Genomic DNA, 21,200 nt, shown 5'->3' on the forward strand with positions numbered 1-21,200 from the left:
GGCCATGTGGGAGGGACCCCGACATGCTCCTGGAAGCGTTGAGCTCCGCGATCCTCGGCCTGGCTCTGGCCTGGGCGGCCACACAACGCCTCTCGCACCGGCTCCCGGCCCGCCCCCTGGTCCTGTCGACCGGTGTCGCCGGAGCCCTCTTCGGGGCATTCGTCATGCACAGCGCGCTGGAGGCCGGGCATCTGCTGCTGGTCCTGCTCGGCGCGGTGATCGTCTCGGTGGCCTCGCTGTCGCTGCTGCTGCGTCCGACGGGGCGCCTGCGCCGATCAGCGACGGCGTAGCCGAGGCTGTCAGGGGCGCGGCGCCGCGCCTGTCGTGCGGCTGCGCCGCGTGGGCGTGGGATTCTCACCGGCGCCCAGCCGACGACGGACCACAGCCGCGGCAAGCCGAAACCACCCCGTGCCGATCGCTACGCGGCCAGGCCCAGCGCAGCCATCCGCTTGGTGTGGGCCTCGGTGATCCGGGAGAACATCTTGCCGACCTCTGCCAGGTCGAAGCCGTCCGCGACGCCGCCCACCAGCATGGTCGACAGCGCGTCCCGGTCGGCGACCACCCGCTGGGACTGCGACAGTGCCTCGCCCATCAACCGCCGTGCCCACAGCGCGAGCCGCCCGCCCACGCGCGGATCGGCGTCGATGGCGGCGCGCACCTTCTCCACGGCGAAGCCGCCGTGGCCGGTGTCGTCGAGCACGGCCAGCACCAGGTCGCGGGAGTCGGAGTCCAGGCGGGCGGCGACCTCCCGGTAGAAGTCGCTGGCGATGGAGTCGCCGACGTACGCCTTGACGAGCCCCTCCAGCCAGTCCGAGGGGGCCGTCTGCTTGTGGAACCCGTCGTAGGCGCCGACGAAGGGCTCCATCGCCCGCGTCGGCTCCTCCCCGATCTCGGCGAGCCGGTCGCGCAGCCTCTCGAAGTGGTGGAACTCGGCCGACGCCATCTTCGCCAGCGCCGCCTTGTCCGCGAGCGTCGGCGCCAGCTTGGCGTCCTCCGCGAGCCGCTCGAACGCCGCCAGCTCTCCGTAGGCGAGCGCGCCGAGCAGGTCCACGACAGCGGCGCGGTACTGCGGGTCGGCGGAGGCCGTCGCCCAGTCCCGGGCGGCGATTCCGGTGTGTTCGGCCGGGGTCGCGGTGGTGTCCGAGGCGTTCTCAGGCTTGTCAGAGCTCGTCATGAAGCGCACAATAACCCGCCCGCCGGGAGGCGTAAGGCCCTGGTCAATCACTGTGACAACGGCTACGTGACCAAATCGGCCATCGCATGTGCGCGATTCCGGGGTATGGTGGTAATGCGCCTGCTGGTACTTCGACGTACCTCGACAGGCCGCACGTATGAGGATGCCCGGTCGGTGGCCCGATCGGCTCCGACCCGACAGACCTCCGCGTCCGTACGGCACTGTGCGTACGGAGCCCGGAGGGACACCCTCAGCGGTACGAGCGCTAGAGCGTCGACAGTGGTCCCGTGCCCAGCGGCACCGCCGCAAGGCCGCCGACGTCCCCGGCACGGTCCGTACACGACCCCCGCGCTCGCCTCGCACCGCCCCACACAGAAGAGGCAGCACCCTGACTACGACGTTCCGAGAGCTCGGAATCCTCCCCGAGACCGCCGAGGCCCTGGAGGCCGTCGGCATCACCACCGCCTTCCCCATCCAGGAGATGACGCTCCCCGTGGCCCTTTCGGGCGCGGACGTCATCGGCCAGGCCAAGACCGGCACCGGCAAGACGCTGGGCTTCGGCCTCCCGCTCCTCGAGCGCGTCACCGTCCCCGCCGATGTCGAGGCCGGACGCGCCAAGCCCGAGGACCTCACCGACACCCCGCAGGCACTCGTCGTCGTCCCCACGCGCGAGCTGTGCCAGCAGGTGACCAACGACCTCCTGACGGCCGGCAAGGCCCGCAACGTGCGCGTGACGGCGATCTACGGCGGCCGGGCCTACGAGCCCCAGGTCGAGGCCCTGAAGAAGGGCGTCGATGTGGTCATCGGCACCCCGGGCCGGCTGCTCGACCTCGCCGGGCAGAAGAAGCTGAACCTGAAGCACGTCAAGTGCCTGGTCCTCGACGAGGCCGACGAGATGCTCGACCTGGGCTTCCTGCCCGACGTCGAGAAGATCATCAACATGCTTCCGGTCCGGCGCCAGACGATGCTGTTCTCGGCCACCATGCCGGGCGCGGTCATCGGCCTGGCCCGCCGCTACATGTCGCAGCCCACGCACATCAGCGCCACGGCGCCGGACGACGCGGGCAAGACGGTCGCGAACACCAAGCAGTACATCTACCGCGCGCACAACATGGACAAGCCGGAGATGGTCGCGCGCATACTGCAGGCCGACGGCCGGGGACTGGTCATGGTCTTCTGCCGTACGAAGCGCACGGCGGCGGACCTCGCCGACCAGCTCAAGCAGCGCGGCTTCGCGTCCGGCGCGGTCCACGGCGACCTCGGCCAGGGCGCCCGCGAGCAGGCCCTGCGGGCCTTCCGCAACGGCAAGGTGGACGTCCTCGTCTGCACCGACGTCGCCGCCCGCGGTATCGACGTCGAGGGCGTGACGCACGTCATCAACTACCAGTCGCCGGAAGACGAGAAGACGTACCTGCACCGCATCGGCCGTACGGGCCGTGCGGGCGCCAAGGGCATCGCGATCACGCTCGTCGACTGGGACGACATCCCGCGCTGGCAGCTCATCAACAAGGCGCTGGACCTCGGTTTCAACGACCCGCCGGAGACGTACTCCACGTCCCCGCACCTCTACGCCGACCTCGGCATCCCCGAGGGCACGAAGGGTGTTCTGCCTCGCTCGGAGCGCAAGCGCGCCGGGCTGGACGCGGAGGAGCTGGAGGACCTGGGCGAGACGGGCGGCCGGGGGCCGCGCGGAGGCGGGGGCCGTAATGGCCGCGGCGGCCGCGACGAGTCCCGGTCGGCCGAGCGCGAGCGCACGCCACGACGCCGCCGCCGTACGCGCGGCGGAGCGGCGCTGGACGGTTCGCCGGAGACCGCCGGCACCACCGCACCGGACACCACAGCCGCCGGCGGCACCGCCGAGGCGGACGCCGTCACGGCTCCGCGCACCCCGCGTCGCCGCCGCCGCACCCGCGGTGGTGCCCAGGCCGAGTCGGCGCCGGTGACGGCCGTCGCGTCCGCCCCGTCCGAGCAGGCGGAGAGCGCCGTGGCGACGGCGGAGGGCACGAGCGCACAGACGCCCGAGGCGGCGAAGCCGCGCCGGCGCCGTACGCGCCGGTCGGAGACGCCGGTGGAGACGCCGGTGGTGGAGACCGAGGCCGCGGTGACGCCGTCGGCCACGGAGTCCGCGGCCGTCGCGGATGACGCTCCGGTGACCGCGCAGTCCGAGGCCTCCGCGACCACGCCGCGTCGCCGCACCCGCAAGAGCACGGCCGCAGCCGCGGCCGAGCAGGCGGTCGACACGGCCGAGGGGACCACCGAGTCCGTTGCGGAGCCGGCGGAGACGAAGCCGCGGCGTACCCGTAAGACGGCCGCGAAGGCCGAGGCTCCCGCCGAGCAGGCCGGGGCCACGGAGACCGAGCCGCGCCGCACGCGCAAGGCCGCGGCAGCGGCCGAAGCCGCCGTGGACACGGCCGAGGCCGCCGAGGCGAAGCCGAGGCGTACGCGCAAGGCGACGGCGGCGGAAGGCACGGTCGAGGTGGCCGAGGCCACGGAGACCAAGCCCCGCCGCACGCGCAAGACCGCGGCAGCGGCCGAGGCCGCGGTCGACACGGCCGAAGCCGCGGAAACCAAGCCGCGCCGCAGCCGCAAGGCCGCGGCAGCGACTGCCGTCGATGTGGCCGAGGCCGTGGAGGCCAAGCCGCGCCGGACGCGGAAGACCGCCGCGGCGGCCGAGGCCGCCGTCGACACCGCGGAGGGCGCGGAGGCCAAGCCGCGCCGCCGCACCCGCAAGGCCGCCGAGGCTGTCGAGACCGTCGCCGCCGGGATCCCGGCCCAGACGACTCAGGAGCCCGAGGCCGTCGAGGCCAAGCCGCGACGTACCCGCAAGGCGGCTCCCAAGGCCGAGGCGAGCGTCGACACGGCCGAGGCGACCGAGGCGAAGCCGCGCCGCACGCGGAAGACCGCCGCAGCGGCTCCGGATGCCGAAGCCGCCGAGGCCAAGCCGCGCCGGACGCGGAAGACCGCCGCGGCGGCCGAGGCCGCCGTCGACACCGCCGAGGGCGCGGAGGCCAAGCCGCGCCGCCGCACCCGCAAGGCCGCCGAGGCTGTCGAGACCGTCGCCGCCGAGATCCCGGCCCAGACGGCCCAGGAGCCCGAGGCCGCCAAGCCGCGCCGCACGCGGAAGACGGCCGCTGCCGCCACGGCCTCCGCCGAGGGCGCGGCCGAGGCGAAGCCCAAGGCCCGCCGCACCCGCAAGGCCACGGCCACCGCGGAGCCCACGGAGGGCTGACACTCCGCCCGACGGCCCGGTCCCACCCAGGTGGGGCCGGGCCGTCGGCGTTCACCTGTGCGCACGCACCCACCGGAGAGCGCACCCCACCCGCTACCCTCACCCCGTGACCAGGCAAGCCACCTTCACCCCGCCCCCGGGCGCCCGCGCATACCCCCTGGGCACGGCCCGCGGTGAGTTCGCCGTCGTCGACTCGTCGCCGACGGCGGGTGCGCAGGTCAGGGGAGTTGTCCTGATGCTGCCCGGATTCACCGGGAGCAAGGAGGACTTCAGCCTGCTCCACGAGCCGCTCGCAGAGCGCGGGTACCGGGTCGTCGCCCTGGACGGACGGGGGCAGCACGAGTCGGACGGGCCGGCGGCCGACGAATCCGCCTACGCGCAACGGGAACTGGCCCGGGACGTGCTCGCGCAGGCCGAGGCGGTGGGCGTTCCCGTGCACCTCGTCGGGCACTCGCTCGGCGGGCAGATCGCGCGTGCGGCCGTGCTGCTCGACCACGCCCCCTTCCTCTCCCTCACCCTGGTCTCGTCCGGCCCGGCGGAGATCTCCGTCTCCCAGCAGCAGCGCGTGAAACTGCTGCGGGACGCGCTCGCCGTCATGTCGATGGAGGAGGTGTGGGGGGCGATCCAGGCCATGGGGCCGCCGGAGGAGGTCGGCGGTCCCGCCCGCGGCATCGGCGACCAGGAGCAGATGCGCCGGCGCTGGCTGGGCCACAAGCCCGCCCAACTGCGCGCGACCGGACACCAGTTGTGCACCGAGCCGGACCGCGTCGCCGAACTCGCCGCCGTACCGCTGCCGTTCCACGTCCTGTCGGGCGCGCACGACGACACCTGGCCGGTGGCGATCCTCGACGACATGGCCCTGCGGCTGAACGCGCACCGCACGGTCATCACGGGGGCCGAGCACTCCCCCAACGCCGACCGGCCCCTGCCGATGGCCCGCGCCCTCGCCGACTTCTGGGACAGCGTCCAGACGGTCTGGAACTGAACTGCGTCCAACTGCGTCCAGACGGTCTAGAACTGCGCCCGCAGATGCTCCCAGAAGCCGTCCCGCAGGGCACGCCGCAGATCGGCCTGCCCGCGCAGCGAGTACTGCAACAGGCCCTCCGCCTCCACGAGCAGGTCCTGGTCGACCGAACCGGGCAGATAGGGGTGCCCGTGCAGCAGCTCCCCCAGCGTGTCCCGGCCGCGTGCCGCCAGCCACTTCGCCGCGATCTGGGCCCCCACGAACCGCACGTCCTCGCGGGTCGGCCGGCCCGTGGTCGCCTCGTAGGCGGCGGCCGTGCGGCGGGAGACGTACGGCTTGAAGAAGTCGAGGTCGAGCGTGCGCTGGCTGTCGACCTCCCACAGCAGGGGCTCCGCCTGATTGCGGCCCTCCGGCGCCTCGATGCCCCACAGGTGGACCCGCGCGCCGTAGCCCTGTGCCGCCTCCACCGCCGACACCAGGTCCTCGTCGCCGCCGAGCAGGGCCGCGTCACTGATGGCACGGTGCCGGGCGAGTGACTCCAGGTCGGAGCGGATGAGCGAGTCGACGCCCTTCTGCTGGTTGTTGGCGTTGAGGTTGCCGAGGCGCACCTTCACGTCTGGCAGTTCCGCGATGGTCTGCTGCTCCGCCGTGTGGATGCGGCGGCGGGCGCCGTCGTACCAGTAGACCCGCAGCAGCCTGCTGTCCGCGAAGATCGTGCGGGCCTTGTCGATGAGGGCGTCGATCAGGCCCTCGGCGTCCAGGTCGAAGGCGCGGCGGTCCTCCGTGCCGGCGACGAGCCGTCCCGCGGCCGCGTAGAGATACCCGGCATCGACGAAGATCGCATGGGTCGAGGGTGTCTTCGCCACCTCGGCGAGCATGCGCTGGAGCAGCTCGTTGGTGCGGTCGATGCGGGCGCTCAGGGCCGCGAGGTCATCGTTCATCGCCTCCATTGTCCCGGCGGTCACGCTGCGAACACAAATGATCCCGGTCGGTCCCGTAACGACACTCTTACGGCTCGGTAATTAGCTGTTCGAAAAATTTCCTTAGCGTAGGGAATGTTTGAACCACGCAGTCCTGTTGACTCATACGGAACACCGGGCACCGAAGCCCCGTGGGCCGCCACACCGAGTAGTTCTCCTCAGGAGGATGACCAGACGAAGGGAGAAGCCCTTGCGCTTCGAAATCATGCACCTCGACGATGTCGACGGCACACCCGTGGACACGACCGTCGTGGACGCCGCCTCCGTCAACCGGATCGTTCAGCAGGCCGCCGCCACCGGACAGCGCCTCTGGATCCGCCCGGCCGGGACCACGGCCTCATAACGCGCGCAGCTCTCCCACACTTCGGAGCCCCCGCCCGGCATCGGCCGTGCGGGGGCTCCGCTGTTGCGGACCGCTGGGGTCGGGGGCGTACTGGCTGAGGGGCACAGCGAGAGCGAACAGGACGGTGGGACACATGTCCGTGACGGGCCGGTCGAACGAGGAGCTGCACGAACAGGCGGCCGAGGCCGCGCGGCGGTACGAGGGCTCCACCACGGAGCGCGAGCGGGTCGAGGGCCGGATGGCGGCCGGCGTGCGGTTCCCGGACACCCCGGACGCGCTCGCCGTCCGCGCCGACCGGATCCTCGAGCGGGGCGGTCTGTCGCCCTCGGCGGTCGTGGCGGACATCCACGGCGAGGCCATGGATCTGCCCGACACCAACGAACGCATCATTGACCTGTCCAACGAGCTCCAGGCCTGGAGCTTCCTGCCGCGCGGCGTCAGGGCAGGGGCCTCGGTCGCCCGGATCACCCTGCGCCGCGACGGCCGTGAGCTTCCGCACGGCACGGGCTTCCTGGTGTCGCCGCGGCTGATGATGACCAACCACCACGTGCTGCCCGACGAGAGCTTCGCCCGCCGGTGCTTCGCCGAGTTCAACGCCCAGGTCACGGTCGACAACGTCCCCGACACCGCTGTCCGCATGGAGCTCGACCCGGGGGCCTTCTTCGCCGCGGACAGACGGCTGGACTTCGCCCTCGTCGCGGTCACCCCCGCCCTGGACGGCCGACCGCCGGGCGAGATCTTCGGCTGGAACCGGCTCAGCGTGCAGCTCGGCAAGCTGGTGCTCGGCGAGAAGGTGAACATCATCGGTCACCCGGACGGGCGCCTCAAGGAAATCGTTCTGCGCGACAACGCGGTGCTGGTACGGCTCGACGACTTCGTCCACTACAGAACCGACACGCGACCCGGCAATTCCGGCTCCCCCGTCTTCAACGACCAGTGGGAGGTCGTGGCGCTCCACCACAGCGGCGTGCCGAGGAAGGACGACCAGGGCCGCGTCCTGCGGAAGGACGGACAGCCCTGGCGCGAGGGCGACGGCGACGACGCGATCGACTGGGTCGCCAACGAGGGCGTCCGCATCAGCTCCATCCTGAAGCACCTGGCCGGTCTGGACCTCGACCCCGGGCGGCGTGTGCTGCTGGCCGAGATGGGCCCCGACTCGGGCCTGGACCAGAGCACGGTCGCCGCGCCCGCGCTCTCCTCGCCGGCGGCACCCGGCGTCACGACCCCGCCGGCCTCCGCCGCTCCGGTCAAGGAGAGCGGGACGGAGGCCCCCAAGCCCCAGGCCGGACGCCCGGCCCGGAGCACCGCCTTCGGCGGCCGCCGGCACCTGGTCTTCCTGCACGGCAGGGACCAGCACGAGAAGCAGCCGGACGAACTCCGCCGGAGCTGGGCGTCCGGCCTGAACCGCGGACTCACCCTCGCGTCCCTGCCCGCGATCGACCCGGAGGACGTCTGGTTCCCGTTCTACGGCACGAGACTGCACAACCTCGTGACAGGCAGGGAGAGCACGGCCGAGGCCATCGGCCTGGACGAGGTGAGCGCCGCCGCTGCCGCCGAGGTCTTCGCGACGGAGTCGCCCACGGGTTCCTACGAGCGACTGCTCTACGAGGCCGCCACCCGGGCCGGCATGCCCCAGGACGGGCCGGCGGCCACGGAGGGATTCGGGGCAGGTCTGGTCGGGGCCCTGCACCGGCCGCTCAGCTGGCTGGCCGCACGGTCCGACCTGGACGAGTGGACCATCGCCACGTTCCTGCGGGACGTCGACCTGTACCTCGGCGACAGTGCCGTGCGGCAGTCCGTGCTGGACAGCGTCATGGAGACCATGCCCGCCACCGGCGAACTGGTGCTGGTCACGCACAGCCTGGGCACGGTCGTCGGCCTGGACCTGCTGACCCGGCTCCCGGACGGCCTCGACCCGGTCCTGCTCGTCACCGCGGGCAGCCCGCTCGGCCTGGACGGCGTCAACGAACGGCTCCTCGCCCACGGCCCCCACCGGCCGCCCCGGGTGCGTGACTGGGTCAACGTCTGGTGCCCCACCGACGGGGTGGCCATCGGCTGCCCCCTGGAGGACGAGCGCTGGGGCAAGCTCACCCAGCTCGCCGTCTCCAACGGCCGCGACCGTGCGCACAAGATCGAGGAGTACCTCGCCCACGCGGGAGCGGCCGGTGCGATCGGCTCGGTGCTCGGCCGGGCCTGACGCCCCGGTCAGCTCCCCTGGACCACCTGTGTGACGCCGTTGATGATCTGCTGCACGGCGATCGCGGAGAGCATCATGCCCGCGAGCCGTGTCACCAGGACCACACCGCCGTCCTTGATGATCCGGATGATCACCAGCGAGTAGCGCATCACCAGCCACAGCACGACATGGATGGCGAGGATCGCCGCCCACACGGAAACCTGCGCGGCGGCACTGTGCGCCTTCTGCACGGCGAGGATGACCGACACGATCGCCCCCGGCCCGGCCAGCAGCGGCATGCCCAGCGGCACGAGGGCGACGTTGACGTCCTTGGTCTGCTTCGGCTCGTCGGTCTTCCCGGTAAGCAGATCGAGCGCGATCAGCAGAAGCAGCAGCCCGCCCGCGATCATCAACGCGGGCACGGAGACATGCAGGTAGTCGAGGATCTGGTGACCTAGCAGCCCGAACACGGTGATCACACCACCGGCGACACAGACGGCCTGAAAGGCCATCCGCTTCTGCACCTTGCCGGGACGGCCGGCGGTGAGCGCGAGGAAGATCGGGGTGACCCCGGGGGGATCCATGATGACGAAGAGGGTCAGGAAGAGGGAGCCGAAGACGGCGAGTTCGAACATGAGTGTGATTGGCCTTGCGAGTGGTGCTGGAGCGCGGGGAGGGGAGCGACGTACCACAACCGCTTCCGCAACCGCTGTGGGCAGGCGTTCCGTTGGGGGTCCCCCAGGCCCTTGAGGCACCGAGGGAGGAACGGGTGGGCACAGCGGACAACGCCGAGTGCCTGAAGACGGACCTACAGGAGAGAAACCTCAGACCCCGCCGGCCCCCGGCACGGGAAACGCCCCGAAGGCCCGCCGAGTGATCTCCCCGTAGACCTCGGGATCCGTCGTGTACTCCCCGAGCACACACGTCTTCCGGCTGCCGTGGTAGTCACTGGACCCGGTCACCAGGAGCCCCAGCTCCTTCGCCAGCCCCCGCAGCCGCGCCCGCGTATCCGCGTCGTGCTCCATGTGATCGACCTCGACGCCGTCCAGCCCGGCCGCGGCCATCTCGGCGATCGCGGCCTCCGGCACCGTACGCCCCCGCTTGCTCGCCGCGGGATGCGCGAACACCGCGACCCCGCCCGCGTCCTTGATCAGCCGGATCGCCTCGAAGGGGTCGGTCTCGTGCTTCTCGACGAAGGCCCTGCCGCCGTCGGCCAGCCAGTTCTGGGTGAAGGCGTCGTTCACCGTCGGCACCACACCCAGCTCGACGAGCGCGCTCGCCACGTGCGGGCGCCCGACGGACCCGTCACCGGCGATCCGCGCCACCTGCTCCCAGGTCACGGGCACGCCCAGCCCCTGGAGCTTGGCGATCATGCCCTGTGCCCGGGGCACCCGGTCGTCCCGGACCAGCTCGCGCTCGGCGAGCAGCGCCGGTTCCTCGGCATCGAAGAGGTAGGCGAGCATGTGCATGCTGATGCCGTCCAGCCGGCAGGAGAGCTCGGCCCCGGTGACCAGCGTCAGCCCCTCGGGCAGCGCGGCGATCGCCTCGGCGTGCCCGCGGGTGGTGTCGTGATCGGTGAGCGCGACGGCGTCCAGCCCGGCCGCGGCAGCCTTCCGCACCAGCTCGGCCGGGGTGTCCGTGCCATCGGAAGCGGTGGAGTGGGTGTGCAGGTCAATACGCACGACACGAACTCCAGACACAGACGGACCGAACAGGGCTGCTCAAGGATAACCGGATTTTCAAGGCCCCCTGTCACACCCGAACCTATGAAGCGCCCCCTACAGCAACGCCGCCTTCAGGGGCGCGGGGAACTGCGCGACCAACCACAGCCCACCCGCAGCCGCCCGCACACCCGAACCCCCCACCCCCTAGGCGCTACGGCTCAAGCAAGCGCGGCGACAACGCCCCGCACGGCACCAGCTCCACCTCCGCCCCCGCGTCCCGCACATCCGCCAGCACCAGCTCGTCGTACATCAGCAACCCCGACTGCTCCGGCCACACGACCGCCCACAGCCACATCCCGAGCGCCTCACCGGCGAACACCGCACGATCGTCCGGCGCACCGGTCACATGCCACAGCGGCGTAGGCCGCCCCGCGGCAAGCACCTTCGTCTGGGCCGGCTTCTCGACGTTCATGTACGGCCCCGGGTCCGGACCGTCCAGGCCCGCGTACCGCGCGCCGAGACCGACACCCAACTCCTCGGCCACCAGGATCAGCTCGCCCATCCCGCCGAGCGGCCCGGGCCCCGTACAGGCCACGGCCGTGGCGCGGCCACCCGTGCGGTCGTCCCCGGCGCAGGCCACGCCCGTGAACAGCCAGCCGACCGGCAGCGGCCAGGGCATCCACACCGGCACCTGAGTCCGGTGCACCACGACGTTGAGGGCGTCGACGCTGGGCGGTATCACGGGCTGCACCGGATGGACGGTGCCGTGCACATCGCACTGCCAGGAGTCGGAGAAGAGGCCGGGAGCCCTGACCCGGCCACCGCACTTCGGGCAACTGGGTTCGCCCCTCATAGGGCCCCACGGTCCTACCCCCGCCCCGCCGCGTCAAGGACGATCACCCAACCGGACGGAACCCATCACCCCCACATTAGATGTAGCTTGCATTAGTTAGCATGACTAACTTAGTATGTGTATATACCAACTACCTCGCCTCGGGAAAGGGAGCAAGCAATGGACCCCTTCGACGCCGGAGCGGGCGGCCTCCTCAAGCAGCCCAAGTCCGTGTGGGCGACCGCCGGAGCGTCGGTCGTCGCTTTCATGGGCATCGGACTCGTCGACCCGATCCTGCCGTCCATCGCCTCGGGCCTGAACGCCTCCGCCAGCCAGGTCTCCCTGCTGTTCACCTCGTACTTCCTCATCACCGCGATCGCGATGCTGGTCACCGGCTTCGTCTCCAGCCGCGTCGGCGGCAAGAAGACCCTGCTGCTCGGCCTCGCCCTGGTCGTGGTCTTCGCGGGGCTGTCGGGCACCTCGGGATCCGTCGGCGAACTGGTCGGATTCCGGGCCGGCTGGGGGCTCGGCAACGCGCTGTTCGTCTCGACAGCCCTCGCCGTCATCGTCGGAGCGGCGGCAGGCGGCAGCGCGGCGGCGATCCTGCTGTACGAGTCGGCCCTCGGTCTCGGCATGGCCTGCGGTCCGCTGCTGGGCGCCCTGCTCGGTGACGCCAGCTGGCGCTACCCGTTCTTCGGTACGGCCTTCCTGATGGCCGTCGGCTTCCTGTGCATCGCGGTGTTCCTGAGGGAGCAGCCGAAGCCGGCCCGCAAGACCTCGCTCCTGGACCCGGTCAAGGCCCTCGGCCACGGCGGCCTCGCCTCCGCGGCGGTCTCGGCGTTCTTCTACAACTACACGTTCTTCACCGTGCTGGCCTTCACCCCGTTCGTGCTGAACATGAGCCCGTACCGGTCGGGTGCGGTGTTCTTCGCCTGGGGTGTGCTACTCGCCGTGTTCTCGGTAATCGTGGCGCCGCGCCTGCAGAAGCGGTTCGGCTCGCTGAAGGTGCTCGGCGGTTCACTGGTGCTGCTCGCGGCCGACGTGCTGGTGCTCGGCTACGGCGACCACGCCACGGCCGTCGTCTGCACGATCCTGTCCGGTGCCTTCATCGGCGTGAACAACACCGTCTACACCGAGCTGGCACTCGGCGTCTCGGACGCGCCCCGGCCGGTGGCGAGCGCGGGCTACAACTTCGTCCGCTGGTTCGCGGCTGCGGCCGCCCCGTTCTTCGCACCGAAGATCGAGGAGTGGACCGATCTCCACATCCCGTTCGTGGTGGCGGCCGTCACGGCCGTGCTGGGCGCCGTCGTCGTGGCCGTACGCCGGAAGGCCCTCACTCATGAAGCCGAGGAGCTGGAGCCGAAGCACGCGACCGAGGACAGCGTCACCGTCTTCGCCAACTGAGCCAACTGATGCTTCTCGGCCATGGGTTGGTGAGGTTCCTCACTCCAGCGGGACGGACTTCCGGGACGGATCCCGGAGGTCCGTCCCCTGGTTCAGCCACCGCTCCTGGAGCGCCTGCGCGCCGTGCACCCGCTTCCAGGCGGCCTCGTTCGGGGTCATCGGCAGCAGCGGCAGGAACCGTACGGGGTCGAGGGGCTCATCGAGCTCCAGGTCCTCGACCAGACCGCCCGGTTCGGCGACGAGGACCGAGGTGAAGGGGGCGCCGGGCCACAGCGGTTCGCCGACGTCGAGGGAGGCGCCGGGGGCCACGATCAGGCCCTCCACCTGCGGAGACGCGGCGAGAACGGCGAGCGGACGGAGCACCTTGTCCGTCTCGGCGAGCCCCGCGCGGACCGACAGGACCAGCTCCGCGCGTGGCCCCTTGACCGGGTCGGCGACCGCCGCCGTGGGCTCCGTCATGGGCTGCGCGGACATGCCGAGCGTGGCGTAGCGGGCGATGTCGCCCTCCTGGAAGCGCAGCACCTCGATGCGGTCCGTACCGAGGAACGTCACTGCCGCGCGCGCGTCCGGTTCGCCCAGCGCCGTACGCAACCGGGCCTCGACCAGAGGAAGAACATCAGCCATGCCGTGAGCATAGAACTCGTCAGTAGCGGGCAAAGGAGCACCTTGACAGTTTCGTCGGCTGCTACTCTTGCCCGGTGGTTCGGGGCAGCACGCAGAAGCGTCGCGATCAAGCCCCGACGCCGATGGAACTCCCTTACGAGGGACCGGCCGGAGGAGGTGGGGCTGCAATGGACCGAAGTCGACCGTGCAGTAGCACCACGCTCTCCCGCCGCTGATGTAGCTGCTCTGTCTCTCTGGCCGGCCGCCACCTCTCGCACTCGCTTCACCGCGGAAGAGCGCTTCGTTTCGTTTTTCCTGATCTGCCTCAGTAGCTGAATCAGTAACGAAGCTCGCCACCGCGACGGTGCGGTGCTCCCCGCTTTGTGGACGTGCCAAACATCCCCAGTCACAACGTCCTCATTCCGGGTAGTTCCACCCGTCGTCGCCGGCGCCTTTGTTGCCCGCCCGCGAAGGAGCCCGCCATGTCGATGATTCGCGACCTGCGCGCCGTGGTCCGTCCGTCCCGCGTCTCGCTGCGCAAGGACAGTGGCACGTACGACGCCACCCGCAGCCCGGCGACGGCCACCGCCGTCGTCGACTGCGCCATCTACCGGGACGGCCGCCGCATCGAGACCGAGACGCCGCTGACCCCGCACGAGGCGGTGCGCCTGGTGCGCCGCGACGGGGGCTTCGTGTGGATCGGCCTGCACGAGCCGACGGAGGCCGAATTCTCCGGCATCGCCAGTGAGTTCGGGCTGCACCCACTGGCCGTGGAGGACGCCGTCCAGGCCCACCAGCGGCCCAAGCTGGAGCGCTACGACGACTCGCTCTTCACGGTCTTCAAGACCATCCACTACGTCGAGCACGACCTGCTCGACGCCAACAGCGAGGTCGTCGAGTCCGGCGAGGTCATGTGCTTCACCGGACGGGACTTCTTCATCACCGTCCGGCACGGCGGGCAGGGTTCCCTGCGGGCTCTGCGGCACCGCCTCCAGGACGACCCGGAGCTGCTGGCCAAGGGCCCCTCGGCCGTGCTGCACGCCATCGCCGACCACGTCGTCGACGGCTACATCGCGGTCGCCGACGCGGTGCAGGACGACATCGACGAGGTGGAGACCGAGGTGTTCTCCCCGGGGCGCAAGGGCTCCCCGCGCGGTTCTGACGCCGGCCGGATCTACCAACTCAAGCGCGAGGTGCTGGAGTTCAAGCGTGCCGTGTCACCGCTGCTGCGGCCCATGCAGCTGCTGAGCGAGCGGCCGATGCGGCTGATCGACCCGGACATCCAGAAGTACTTCCGGGACGTCGCCGACCACCTGGCCCGGGTCCAGGAGCAGGTCATCGGCTTCGACGAGCTGCTCAACTCCATCCTCCAGGCCAACCTCGCGCAGGCGTCCGTGGCGCAGAACGAGGACATGCGGAAGATCACCTCATGGGCCGCGATCATCGCCGTACCGACGATGGTGTGCGGGGTGTACGGCATGAACTTCGACCACATGCCCGAGCTGCACTGGAGGTACGGCTACCCGGTGATCATGGGCATCACCGTGGTCATCTGCCTGGGCATCCACCGCACACTGAAGCGGAACGGGTGGCTGTGAACGGCCTGGATAGGCTGGGGCCCATGACAAGCGAGCTGCTCGGCCAGGCCCTCATCGAGGAGGCCACGAAGAAGTCCGGCCTCGTCTGGGTTCAGGGCCCCGACGGCCCGGCGCGTGCGCTCTGGCACGTGTGGCACGAGGGTGCCGCGTGCCTGATCGGCGACGGGCCCGGCGAGCAGCCGCTGCCGGGTCTCGCCGACGGGGCCGAGGCGCGGGTGACGGTCCGCAGCAAGGACAAGGGAGGCCGGCTGGTCTCCTGGACGGCGCGGGTCACCGAGCTCGCGCCGGGCTCCGAGCCGTGGGACGCGACGGTCGCCGAGCTCAAGGGCAAACGGCTGAACGCGCCCGACGGCGAGGCCATGACCGGCCGCTGGGCCCGTGAGTGCCGGGTGCTGCGCCTGGAACCGACCGGGGCGACGGCGCCCCTGCCCGACGGCTCCCTGTCCGAGCCGCCCCTGCCGTCCCCGGCGATCACCCGCCGGCCGCTTCCGGCGGGCCTGCCCCGCCTGCTGCTGAAGAAGCGCAAACGCACGTAGCGGCCGGACGCGCGGAGCGGTCGCTACGACGTCGGCAGCTGCCGGCCGTAGTCCACCGTCTCGTTCCTCTCCGGCTCCCTGAGGGAGAAGTCCTCTCCCCAGGCGGAGAACGTGAGGGTGCCCGCGCCGCCGGCCCGCTCCAGGCGCAGCGGATACGGCTTGCCCTCGAGAGAGACCTCCAGGGTGCCGCCGGAGCCCTTGTCGCCGGTGATGCGGATGGTGCGGACGCCCGCCTGCTCCTCGTGGCCGTCCGTCGCGAGTGTGCCGTGCAGGGTCAGCAGACCGTCGAGGAGGACACCCTTGTCCGTGAAACCACTGAACTTCTTGTACGCGGGGTCGCCCTGCGGCACCTTCACGAACTTGCCGCCGAGCTTGGAGGCCGCGGCCGCGTCACCGTCGCCCTTCCCGCCCTGGCCGTCGCCGTGACTCCAGAACCCGGCGTCGGCCTTGAGGAAGAGCTGCTCGCCGATGCGCAGCAGCTGGAAGGTCGTCCCCTCGGTGGTGACCGATCCCTCGCCGCCGTCGTCCTTCAGCCGCATGTCGAGCGCGTACGTCTTCTCGCCGCTGACGACGCTTCCGTGCACCCGGACCGCCCCGGCGGACTCGGCGGCCGTGCGGGTCTTGCCCTGGATCTTCCCGGCGGGCAGTCTGCCGACCCCGTTGGTGCCCTCGTTCGGATCCTCCGCGCAGCCGGTGAGTACCGTCCCCGTCACGAGCAGTGCGCACGTCGCGCTCGCGAGTACGGCACTACGGCTTCGGCCGTGGCGAATCGGAGTCACAGGTGGAGCTGCCTCTCTGCGGGGAGACCTGAACGGCGTACCGCAGGGTACCGGGCACGTGCGGGCAGGTCGGAGCCAGTCCGGCCGGACCGCCCGCCGACGCACCGCCGATCGGGACGGGCTAGCCTGAAGCCCACCCGAGCGGGCAATTCGGAACAGACGGATACACAGGCAGGCACAGAGACAGGCCCCAGGAAACACCCCGCACGAAAAGGAGCCGCGGCCATGGCAGCGGGCGCCCCCCGGATCTTCGTATCGCACCTCTCCGGTGTCGCCGTCTTCGACCCCGCAGGTGACCAGGTGGGGCGGGTGCGCGATCTGGTCGTCATGCTGCGGGTGGGGCAGCGGCCGCCGAGGCTGCTCGGCCTCGTCGTCGAACTCGCCACCCGCCGCCGCATCTTCCTGCCCATGACCCGGGTCACCGCCATCCAGTCGGGCCAGATCATCACCACCGGCGTGCTCAACGTCCGGCGCTTCGAGCAGCGGCCCACCGAGCGGCTGGTCTTCGGGGAGCTGCTGGACCGGCGCGTGACACTCACCGAGACCGGCGAGGAGGTCAGCGTGCTCGACCTGTCGGTGCATCAGCTGCCGGCCCGCCGGGAGTGGGAGATCGACCGGGTCTTCGTCCGCAAGGGCCGGAAGGGAAGCGCCTTCCGGCGTGCCAAGGGCGAGGCACTGACCGTCGAGTGGACCGCCGTGACCGGCTTCTCCCTGGAGGAGCAGGGGCAGGGCGCGGAGAGCCTCCTCGCCACGTTCGAGCAGCTGCGCCCGGCCGACCTGGCCAACGTCCTGCACCATCTCTCCCCCAAGCGCCGGGCCGAGGTCGCCGCCGCCCTCGACGACGACCGGCTCGCCGACGTGCTGGAGGAGCTCCCGGAGGACGACCAGATCGAGATCCTCGGCAAGCTCAAGGAGGAACGCGCCGCCGACGTCCTGGAGGCCATGGACCCGGACGACGCGGCCGACCTGCTGGGCGAGCTGCCCACGGACGATCAGGAGCGGCTGCTGCGCCTGATGCAGCCCGGCGACGCGGCCGACATGCGGCGCCTGATGTCGTACGAGGAGCGCACGGCGGGCGGTCTGATGACCACCGAGCCGATCGTGCTGCGCCCGGACGCCTCCGTGGCTGACGCCCTCGCCCGCGTCCGCAACGCCGACCTCTCCCCCGCCCTCGCCGCCCAGGTCTATGTCTGCCGACCACCGGACGAGACGCCGACCGGCAAGTACCTGGGCACGGTCCACTTCCAGCGCCTGCTGCGCGAGCCACCGCCTTCCCTGGTCAGCTCGATCCTGGACAGCGACCTGCAACCGCTCGACCCCGAGGCGGATCTGCCGGCCATCGCCGGGTTCTTCGCCACGTACGACATGGTCGCGGCGCCCGTGGTCGACGAGGCGGGGGCGCTGCTGGGCGCGGTGACCGTGGACGACGTCCTCGACCACATGCTGCCCGAGGACTGGCGGGAGACGGAGTTCCATCTGGACGAGGAGGTGGCGACCGATGGTTCCTGAGCGCGAGCCCCTGCGCGAGCGCACGCCGGCCGGCGCCACGGCCGCGAGCCGGCCGCGAGCGAACCGGCTCGACCAGCCCGGCGTGCCCAGGCACCGGTTCCTGCCCGAATACGACCCCGAGGCCTTCGGGCGGATGTCGGAACGCATCGCGCGCTTCCTCGGCACGGGGCGGTTCCTCGTCTGGATGACGGCCGCCATCGTCCTGTGGGTGGCCTGGAACAGCCTCGCCCCGCGCGACCTGCGCTTCGACGAGTACCCGTTCATCTTCCTGACCCTGATGCTGTCGCTCCAGGCCTCCTACGCCGCCCCGCTGATCCTGCTCGCGCAGAACCGGCAGGACGACCGCGACCGGGTCAACCTGGAGCAGGACCGCAAGCAGAACGAGCGGTCGATCGCGGACACCGAGTACCTGACCCGCGAGATCGCCGCCCTGCGGATCGGCCTGGGCGAGGTCGCCACCCGCGACTGGATCCGCTCGGAGCTGCAGGACACGATCAAGGAGATGGAGGAACGGCATAACGGCCACCGTCACGACCCCGTCGTATTCCCGGCGGAACGGTCACGGGGACGTGACGCAGACGACCGCTGAGACGCTTTCCTACGCACCGGTACAGCGCCGTACCATCGTCCTATGGCTACGGAAGACGCGGTGCGCGAGGCACTGGCGACGGTGAACGACCCCGAGATCCACAAGCCCATCACCGAACTCGGGATGGTCAAGTCGGTGGAGATCGGCGCGGACGGGGCGGTCGCGGTCACCGTGTACCTCACGGTCTCGGGCTGCCCGATGCGGGAGACGATCACGCAGCGCGTGACCGATGCGGTCTCCGGCGTCGAGGGCGTCACCCGCGTCGACGTCACGCTCGACGTGATGAGCGACGAGCAGCGCAAGGAACTGGCGAACGCCCTGCGCGGCGGCCAGACCGAGCGCGAGGTCCCCTTCGCCAAGCCCGGCAGCCTCACCCGCGTCTACGCGGTCGCCTCCGGCAAGGGCGGCGTGGGCAAGTCCTCGGTGACGGTGAACCTGGCGGCGGCCATGGCGGCCGACGGCCTCAAGGTGGGTGTCGTGGACGCCGACATCTACGGCCACTCCGTGCCGCGCATGCTCGGCGCCGACGGCCGTCCCACCCAGGTCGAGAACATGATCATGCCGCCGTCGGCGAACGGCGTGAAGGTCATCTCCATCGGCATGTTCACCCCGGGCAACGCCCCGGTGGTCTGGCGCGGCCCGATGCTCCACCGCGCCCTGCAGCAGTTCCTCGCGGACGTCTACTGGGGCGACCTGGACGTCCTCCTCCTGGACCTGCCGCCCGGCACCGGCGACATCGCCATCTCCGTCGCCCAGCTGGTCCCGAACGCCGAGATCCTGGTCGTCACGACCCCGCAGCAGGCGGCGGCCGAGGTCGCCGAGCGCGCGGGCTCCATCGCCGTGCAGACCCACCAGAAGATCGTCGGCGTGGTCGAGAACATGTCCGGCCTGCCCTGCCCGCACTGCGACGAGATGGTCGACGTCTTCGGCACGGGCGGCGGCCAGGTGGTGGCCGACGGACTGACCCGCACGACCGGCGCCAACGTCCCGGTCCTCGGCAGCATCCCCATCGACGTCCGCCTCCGCGAGGGCGGCGACGACGGCAGGCCGGTCGTCCTGACGGACCCGGACTCCCCGGCGGGCTCGGCACTGCGGGCCATCGCCGGAAAGCTGGGAGGCCGGCAGCGGGGCCTGTCGGGCCTGTCCCTGGGGATCACTCCGAGGAACAAGTTCTAGATCGGGACGCCGATGCCCCCAGGGGCGCGGGGAACTGCGCGACCAGCCACAACGTGCTGGCAGCCGCCACAAGACGTGAAGCCCTACGGCGAAGGGGCGCCGAAACCAACCCGGCGCCCCTGAACTCACGCGTACGCGGCGATGTCCTTCACCACGGCGAAGCCAAGCCCGTACGCACTCATGCCCCTGCCGTAAGCCCCGACATGGACACCCGCCGAAGTCGACCCGGCCAGCACCCACCCGAACTCGGACTCCCGGTAGTGGAACGCCGTCGGCACACCATCAACCGGCAACGACAACGTCGACCAGTCGGCGCCGTCGAGGTCGTCCGCCAGCACCCACGCCGTCTCCGTCTGCTGCTCCAGCCAGTCGTCCCGCAGCGAGTGGTCCATCTGGCCGGGCCACGTGGCGGACAGCAGCCCCACACCCGCGAGCCACGCCGCGGAGGACACCGACGTGGCCTCCAGCAACCCCGTACCGTCCGCACTGCGCCGTGAGGGATGCGCCGCGACGGTGACCACGACCGCGAACTTCTCCTTGGCCTCCTGATCACCCCCGGCGACGAACTCGTTGCGCACCCTGGGTTCGTCTCCGTGCCCGATCGACCCGTGTTCCACGGCCCCGTCGGCCGTCGTACCGACCTGCATCAGCCAGCGCGGCCCCGTGAAGGCCTCGTCGAGGCCGTACCACGGGAAGGGCGCGCGCAGGTAGCCGTCGACGTTACGCCGGGCGGAGGGGACCTGTTGTCCGTCCTCCGCGGCCGGCGCCTGCGCGACTCCTGGACTCGTCGTCTCCATGTGCCCGGACGCCTCCTCGCTCTAGTCGGTCCGGAACGGCCCGCCCCCCTTCGGGCGTACTCTTCCGGTCCGCACAACAACTCGGCAGCATAGCCACACCGCTGCGAGCAGCAGGGAAAGCGCCCGGCGCGTGGGCCGCACGGGGGCCCGGTTCAGGCCGTACACAGCCCGACCGGAGTATGAAACGCGTCACGCGAGCCGGGAGCGTACGCCCCCGGTGTGTCGCTCGGCTGTGCCGCTCAGGTGGCGTCCGCGTCGAAGGGCGGACGGTCGTCCCGGTCGGGCGTCTCGGGCTTCTTCGTCATGTCGATACGGCCACCGGACGAACCGGCGGCGCCGGAGGACGACGAGGACGAGTCGGAGTCACGGCTGTGGACGGCGTCGGTGACCTCGGCCATCTCCTTCTTCAGGTCGAAGCCGTTGCGGATCTCCTTGAGCCCCAGGTCCTCGTTGTCCAGCTGCTTGCGGATGAACGCCTTGGGGTTGAGATCCTCGAACTCGAAGTCCTTGAACTCCGGGCCGAGTTCCTCACGGATGTCGTGCTTGGCGCTCTCCGAGAACTCACGGATCTTCCGGATCGTGCGTGTCACGTCCTGGATGACCTTGGGGAGCTTGTCCGGACCGAAGACGAGCACGGCAAGGACGATGAGCGTCACCAGCTCGAGTGGTCCTATGTCATTGAACACCTGAAGCTCCTTGCGATGTCCTCGGTCCTCGGCCCTCGGTGGTCGGCCCTCGGTGGTCGGTGCGGGTCTTGCCGTGGTCCGGGCCGGATCCACGGTACCCGGCGATCCTGTCCGACCGGTACCGTCCCGAGACCTCCGGGTGCGGGGAGTGGGAGCGCTTT

20 protein-coding genes are annotated in these 21,200 nt (G+C 71.0%); 11 read left to right on the plus strand and 9 right to left on the minus strand.

The features are described 5' to 3' along the window. Nucleotides 1-23: 23 nt before the first annotated feature. Nucleotides 24-290 (plus strand): hypothetical protein, encoded by a 267-nt coding sequence (locus OG542_RS13660; protein ID WP_193481097.1) that lies wholly within the window; start codon nt 24-26, stop codon nt 288-290. 128 nt (nt 291-418) lie between these two features. Here OG542_RS13660 and OG542_RS13665 read toward each other — a convergent pair whose 3' ends face one another. Then, the gene (locus OG542_RS13665; protein ID WP_311127611.1) at nt 419-1,174 is read right to left on the minus strand and encodes a ferritin-like fold-containing protein; all 756 of its coding nucleotides are present in this window, start codon (nt 1,172-1,174) and stop codon (nt 419-421) included. 481 nt (nt 1,175-1,655) lie between these two features. Here OG542_RS13665 and OG542_RS13670 point away from each other — a divergent pair, with 481 nt between their 5' ends. After that, a complete protein-coding gene (locus tag OG542_RS13670) occupies nt 1,656-4,403 on the plus strand; it encodes a DEAD/DEAH box helicase (protein ID WP_328410997.1) in 2,748 nt (915 codons plus the stop codon). Between the two features lie 106 nt (nt 4,404-4,509). Then, nucleotides 4,510-5,388, plus strand: coding sequence for an alpha/beta fold hydrolase (locus OG542_RS13675; RefSeq protein WP_311127609.1), 879 nt, complete (start codon nt 4,510-4,512; stop codon nt 5,386-5,388). 26 nt (nt 5,389-5,414) lie between these two features. On the opposite strand, the gene OG542_RS13680 is transcribed toward OG542_RS13675, so the two are convergent. Then, a complete protein-coding gene (locus tag OG542_RS13680; RefSeq protein WP_184590741.1) occupies nt 5,415-6,308 on the minus strand; it encodes an NYN domain-containing protein in 894 nt (297 codons plus the stop codon). Nucleotides 6,309-6,513: 205 nt separating this feature from the next. Between OG542_RS13680 and OG542_RS13685 the strand changes: the two genes are divergently transcribed. Continuing rightward, nucleotides 6,514-6,690, plus strand: coding sequence for a hypothetical protein (locus OG542_RS13685; RefSeq protein ID WP_167337993.1), 177 nt, complete (start codon nt 6,514-6,516; stop codon nt 6,688-6,690). Between the two features lie 133 nt (nt 6,691-6,823). Continuing rightward, entirely contained in the window at nt 6,824-8,887 is a 2,064-nt protein-coding gene (locus OG542_RS13690; protein WP_328411000.1) for a trypsin-like serine peptidase, read from the plus strand. A gap of 8 nt (nt 8,888-8,895) precedes the next feature. On the opposite strand, the gene OG542_RS13695 is transcribed toward OG542_RS13690, so the two are convergent. From OG542_RS13695 to OG542_RS13705, 3 genes are all read right to left on the minus strand, one after another. Further along, nucleotides 8,896-9,501 (minus strand): MarC family protein, encoded by a 606-nt coding sequence (locus OG542_RS13695; RefSeq protein WP_311127607.1) that lies wholly within the window; start codon nt 9,499-9,501, stop codon nt 8,896-8,898. A gap of 189 nt (nt 9,502-9,690) precedes the next feature. Further along, a complete protein-coding gene (locus OG542_RS13700; RefSeq protein ID WP_328411003.1) occupies nt 9,691-10,548 on the minus strand; it encodes a PHP domain-containing protein in 858 nt (285 codons plus the stop codon). A 193-nt stretch (nt 10,549-10,741) separates the two neighbouring features. Next, the gene (locus tag OG542_RS13705) at nt 10,742-11,383 is read right to left on the minus strand and encodes a DUF6758 family protein (protein WP_261679997.1); all 642 of its coding nucleotides are present in this window, start codon (nt 11,381-11,383) and stop codon (nt 10,742-10,744) included. Between the two features lie 159 nt (nt 11,384-11,542). On the opposite strand from OG542_RS13705, the gene OG542_RS13710 reads away from it, so the two are divergent. Next, nucleotides 11,543-12,766 (plus strand): MFS transporter, encoded by a 1,224-nt coding sequence (locus OG542_RS13710; RefSeq protein ID WP_328411006.1) that lies wholly within the window; start codon nt 11,543-11,545, stop codon nt 12,764-12,766. 39 nt (nt 12,767-12,805) lie between these two features. On the opposite strand, the gene OG542_RS13715 is transcribed toward OG542_RS13710, so the two are convergent. Beyond that, nucleotides 12,806-13,390, minus strand: a complete 585-nt coding sequence (locus OG542_RS13715) for a suppressor of fused domain protein (RefSeq protein WP_184590753.1) — start codon at nt 13,388-13,390, stop codon at nt 12,806-12,808. Between the two features lie 461 nt (nt 13,391-13,851). On the opposite strand from OG542_RS13715, the gene OG542_RS13720 reads away from it, so the two are divergent. Together OG542_RS13720 and OG542_RS13725 are read left to right on the plus strand one after the other, a co-directional pair. Beyond that, nucleotides 13,852-14,967 carry a magnesium and cobalt transport protein CorA gene (locus tag OG542_RS13720; RefSeq protein ID WP_311127603.1) on the plus strand — a complete coding sequence of 372 codons (1,116 nt, stop codon included), beginning with the start codon at nt 13,852-13,854 and terminating at the stop codon, nt 14,965-14,967. A gap of 23 nt (nt 14,968-14,990) precedes the next feature. After that, nucleotides 14,991-15,503 carry a hypothetical protein gene (locus OG542_RS13725; RefSeq protein WP_328411009.1) on the plus strand — a complete coding sequence of 171 codons (513 nt, stop codon included), beginning with the start codon at nt 14,991-14,993 and terminating at the stop codon, nt 15,501-15,503. Nucleotides 15,504-15,526: 23 nt separating this feature from the next. Here the strand turns inward: OG542_RS13725 and OG542_RS13730 are convergent, their stop codons facing one another. Further along, a complete protein-coding gene (locus OG542_RS13730; protein WP_328411011.1) occupies nt 15,527-16,282 on the minus strand; it encodes a hypothetical protein in 756 nt (251 codons plus the stop codon). 225 nt (nt 16,283-16,507) lie between these two features. Here OG542_RS13730 and OG542_RS13735 point away from each other — a divergent pair, with 225 nt between their 5' ends. The 3 genes from OG542_RS13735 to OG542_RS13745 are packed head-to-tail and all read left to right on the plus strand — an operon-like array spanning nt 16,508 to nt 19,556. Beyond that, entirely contained in the window at nt 16,508-17,791 is a 1,284-nt protein-coding gene (locus tag OG542_RS13735) for a magnesium transporter MgtE N-terminal domain-containing protein (protein WP_193481108.1), read from the plus strand. Then, entirely contained in the window at nt 17,781-18,380 is a 600-nt protein-coding gene (locus OG542_RS13740) for a DUF1003 domain-containing protein (RefSeq protein WP_311127602.1), read from the plus strand. The genes OG542_RS13735 and OG542_RS13740 overlap by 11 nt, the downstream gene beginning before the upstream one ends. 42 nt (nt 18,381-18,422) lie before the next feature. Next, nucleotides 18,423-19,556, plus strand: a complete 1,134-nt coding sequence (locus OG542_RS13745) for an Mrp/NBP35 family ATP-binding protein (RefSeq protein WP_328411014.1) — start codon at nt 18,423-18,425, stop codon at nt 19,554-19,556. Between the two features lie 125 nt (nt 19,557-19,681). Here the strand turns inward: OG542_RS13745 and OG542_RS13750 are convergent, their stop codons facing one another. Then, complete coding sequence (locus tag OG542_RS13750) at nt 19,682-20,353, minus strand: hypothetical protein (RefSeq protein ID WP_311127600.1); 672 nt, start codon at nt 20,351-20,353, stop codon at nt 19,682-19,684. A gap of 239 nt (nt 20,354-20,592) precedes the next feature. Further along, on the minus strand, nt 20,593-21,039 hold the full coding sequence (locus OG542_RS13755; protein ID WP_184590769.1) for a sec-independent translocase: 447 nt from the start codon (nt 21,037-21,039) through the stop codon (nt 20,593-20,595). Nucleotides 21,040-21,200 lie beyond the last annotated feature (161 nt).

Origin of the sequence: Streptomyces violaceus (assembly GCF_036014075.1) — a bacterium.
Classification (GTDB): Bacteria; Actinomycetota; Actinomycetes; order Streptomycetales; family Streptomycetaceae; genus Streptomyces; species Streptomyces violaceus.

Coding starts and splice junctions, on each gene's coding strand:
- OG542_RS13745 (WP_328411014.1), top strand. CDS start 18,423: ATGGCTACGGAAGACGCGGTGCGCGAGGCACTGGCGACGGTGAACGAC.
- OG542_RS13725 (WP_328411009.1), top strand. CDS start 14,991: ATGACAAGCGAGCTGCTCGGCCAGGCCCTCATCGAGGAGGCCACGAAG.
- OG542_RS13720 (WP_311127603.1), top strand. CDS start 13,852: ATGTCGATGATTCGCGACCTGCGCGCCGTGGTCCGTCCGTCCCGCGTC.
- OG542_RS13750 (WP_311127600.1), bottom strand. CDS start 20,353: ATGGAGACGACGAGTCCAGGAGTCGCGCAGGCGCCGGCCGCGGAGGAC.
- OG542_RS13665 (WP_311127611.1), bottom strand. CDS start 1,174: ATGACGAGCTCTGACAAGCCTGAGAACGCCTCGGACACCACCGCGACC.
- OG542_RS13695 (WP_311127607.1), bottom strand. CDS start 9,501: ATGTTCGAACTCGCCGTCTTCGGCTCCCTCTTCCTGACCCTCTTCGTC.
- OG542_RS13740 (WP_311127602.1), top strand. CDS start 17,781: ATGGTTCCTGAGCGCGAGCCCCTGCGCGAGCGCACGCCGGCCGGCGCC.
- OG542_RS13660 (WP_193481097.1), top strand. CDS start 24: ATGCTCCTGGAAGCGTTGAGCTCCGCGATCCTCGGCCTGGCTCTGGCC.
- OG542_RS13715 (WP_184590753.1), bottom strand. CDS start 13,390: ATGGCTGATGTTCTTCCTCTGGTCGAGGCCCGGTTGCGTACGGCGCTG.
- OG542_RS13670 (WP_328410997.1), top strand. CDS start 1,656: ATGACGCTCCCCGTGGCCCTTTCGGGCGCGGACGTCATCGGCCAGGCC.
- OG542_RS13680 (WP_184590741.1), bottom strand. CDS start 6,308: ATGAACGATGACCTCGCGGCCCTGAGCGCCCGCATCGACCGCACCAAC.
- OG542_RS13705 (WP_261679997.1), bottom strand. CDS start 11,383: ATGAGGGGCGAACCCAGTTGCCCGAAGTGCGGTGGCCGGGTCAGGGCT.
- OG542_RS13690 (WP_328411000.1), top strand. CDS start 6,824: ATGTCCGTGACGGGCCGGTCGAACGAGGAGCTGCACGAACAGGCGGCC.
- OG542_RS13710 (WP_328411006.1), top strand. CDS start 11,543: ATGGACCCCTTCGACGCCGGAGCGGGCGGCCTCCTCAAGCAGCCCAAG.
- OG542_RS13735 (WP_193481108.1), top strand. CDS start 16,508: ATGGCAGCGGGCGCCCCCCGGATCTTCGTATCGCACCTCTCCGGTGTC.
- OG542_RS13685 (WP_167337993.1), top strand. CDS start 6,514: ATGACCAGACGAAGGGAGAAGCCCTTGCGCTTCGAAATCATGCACCTC.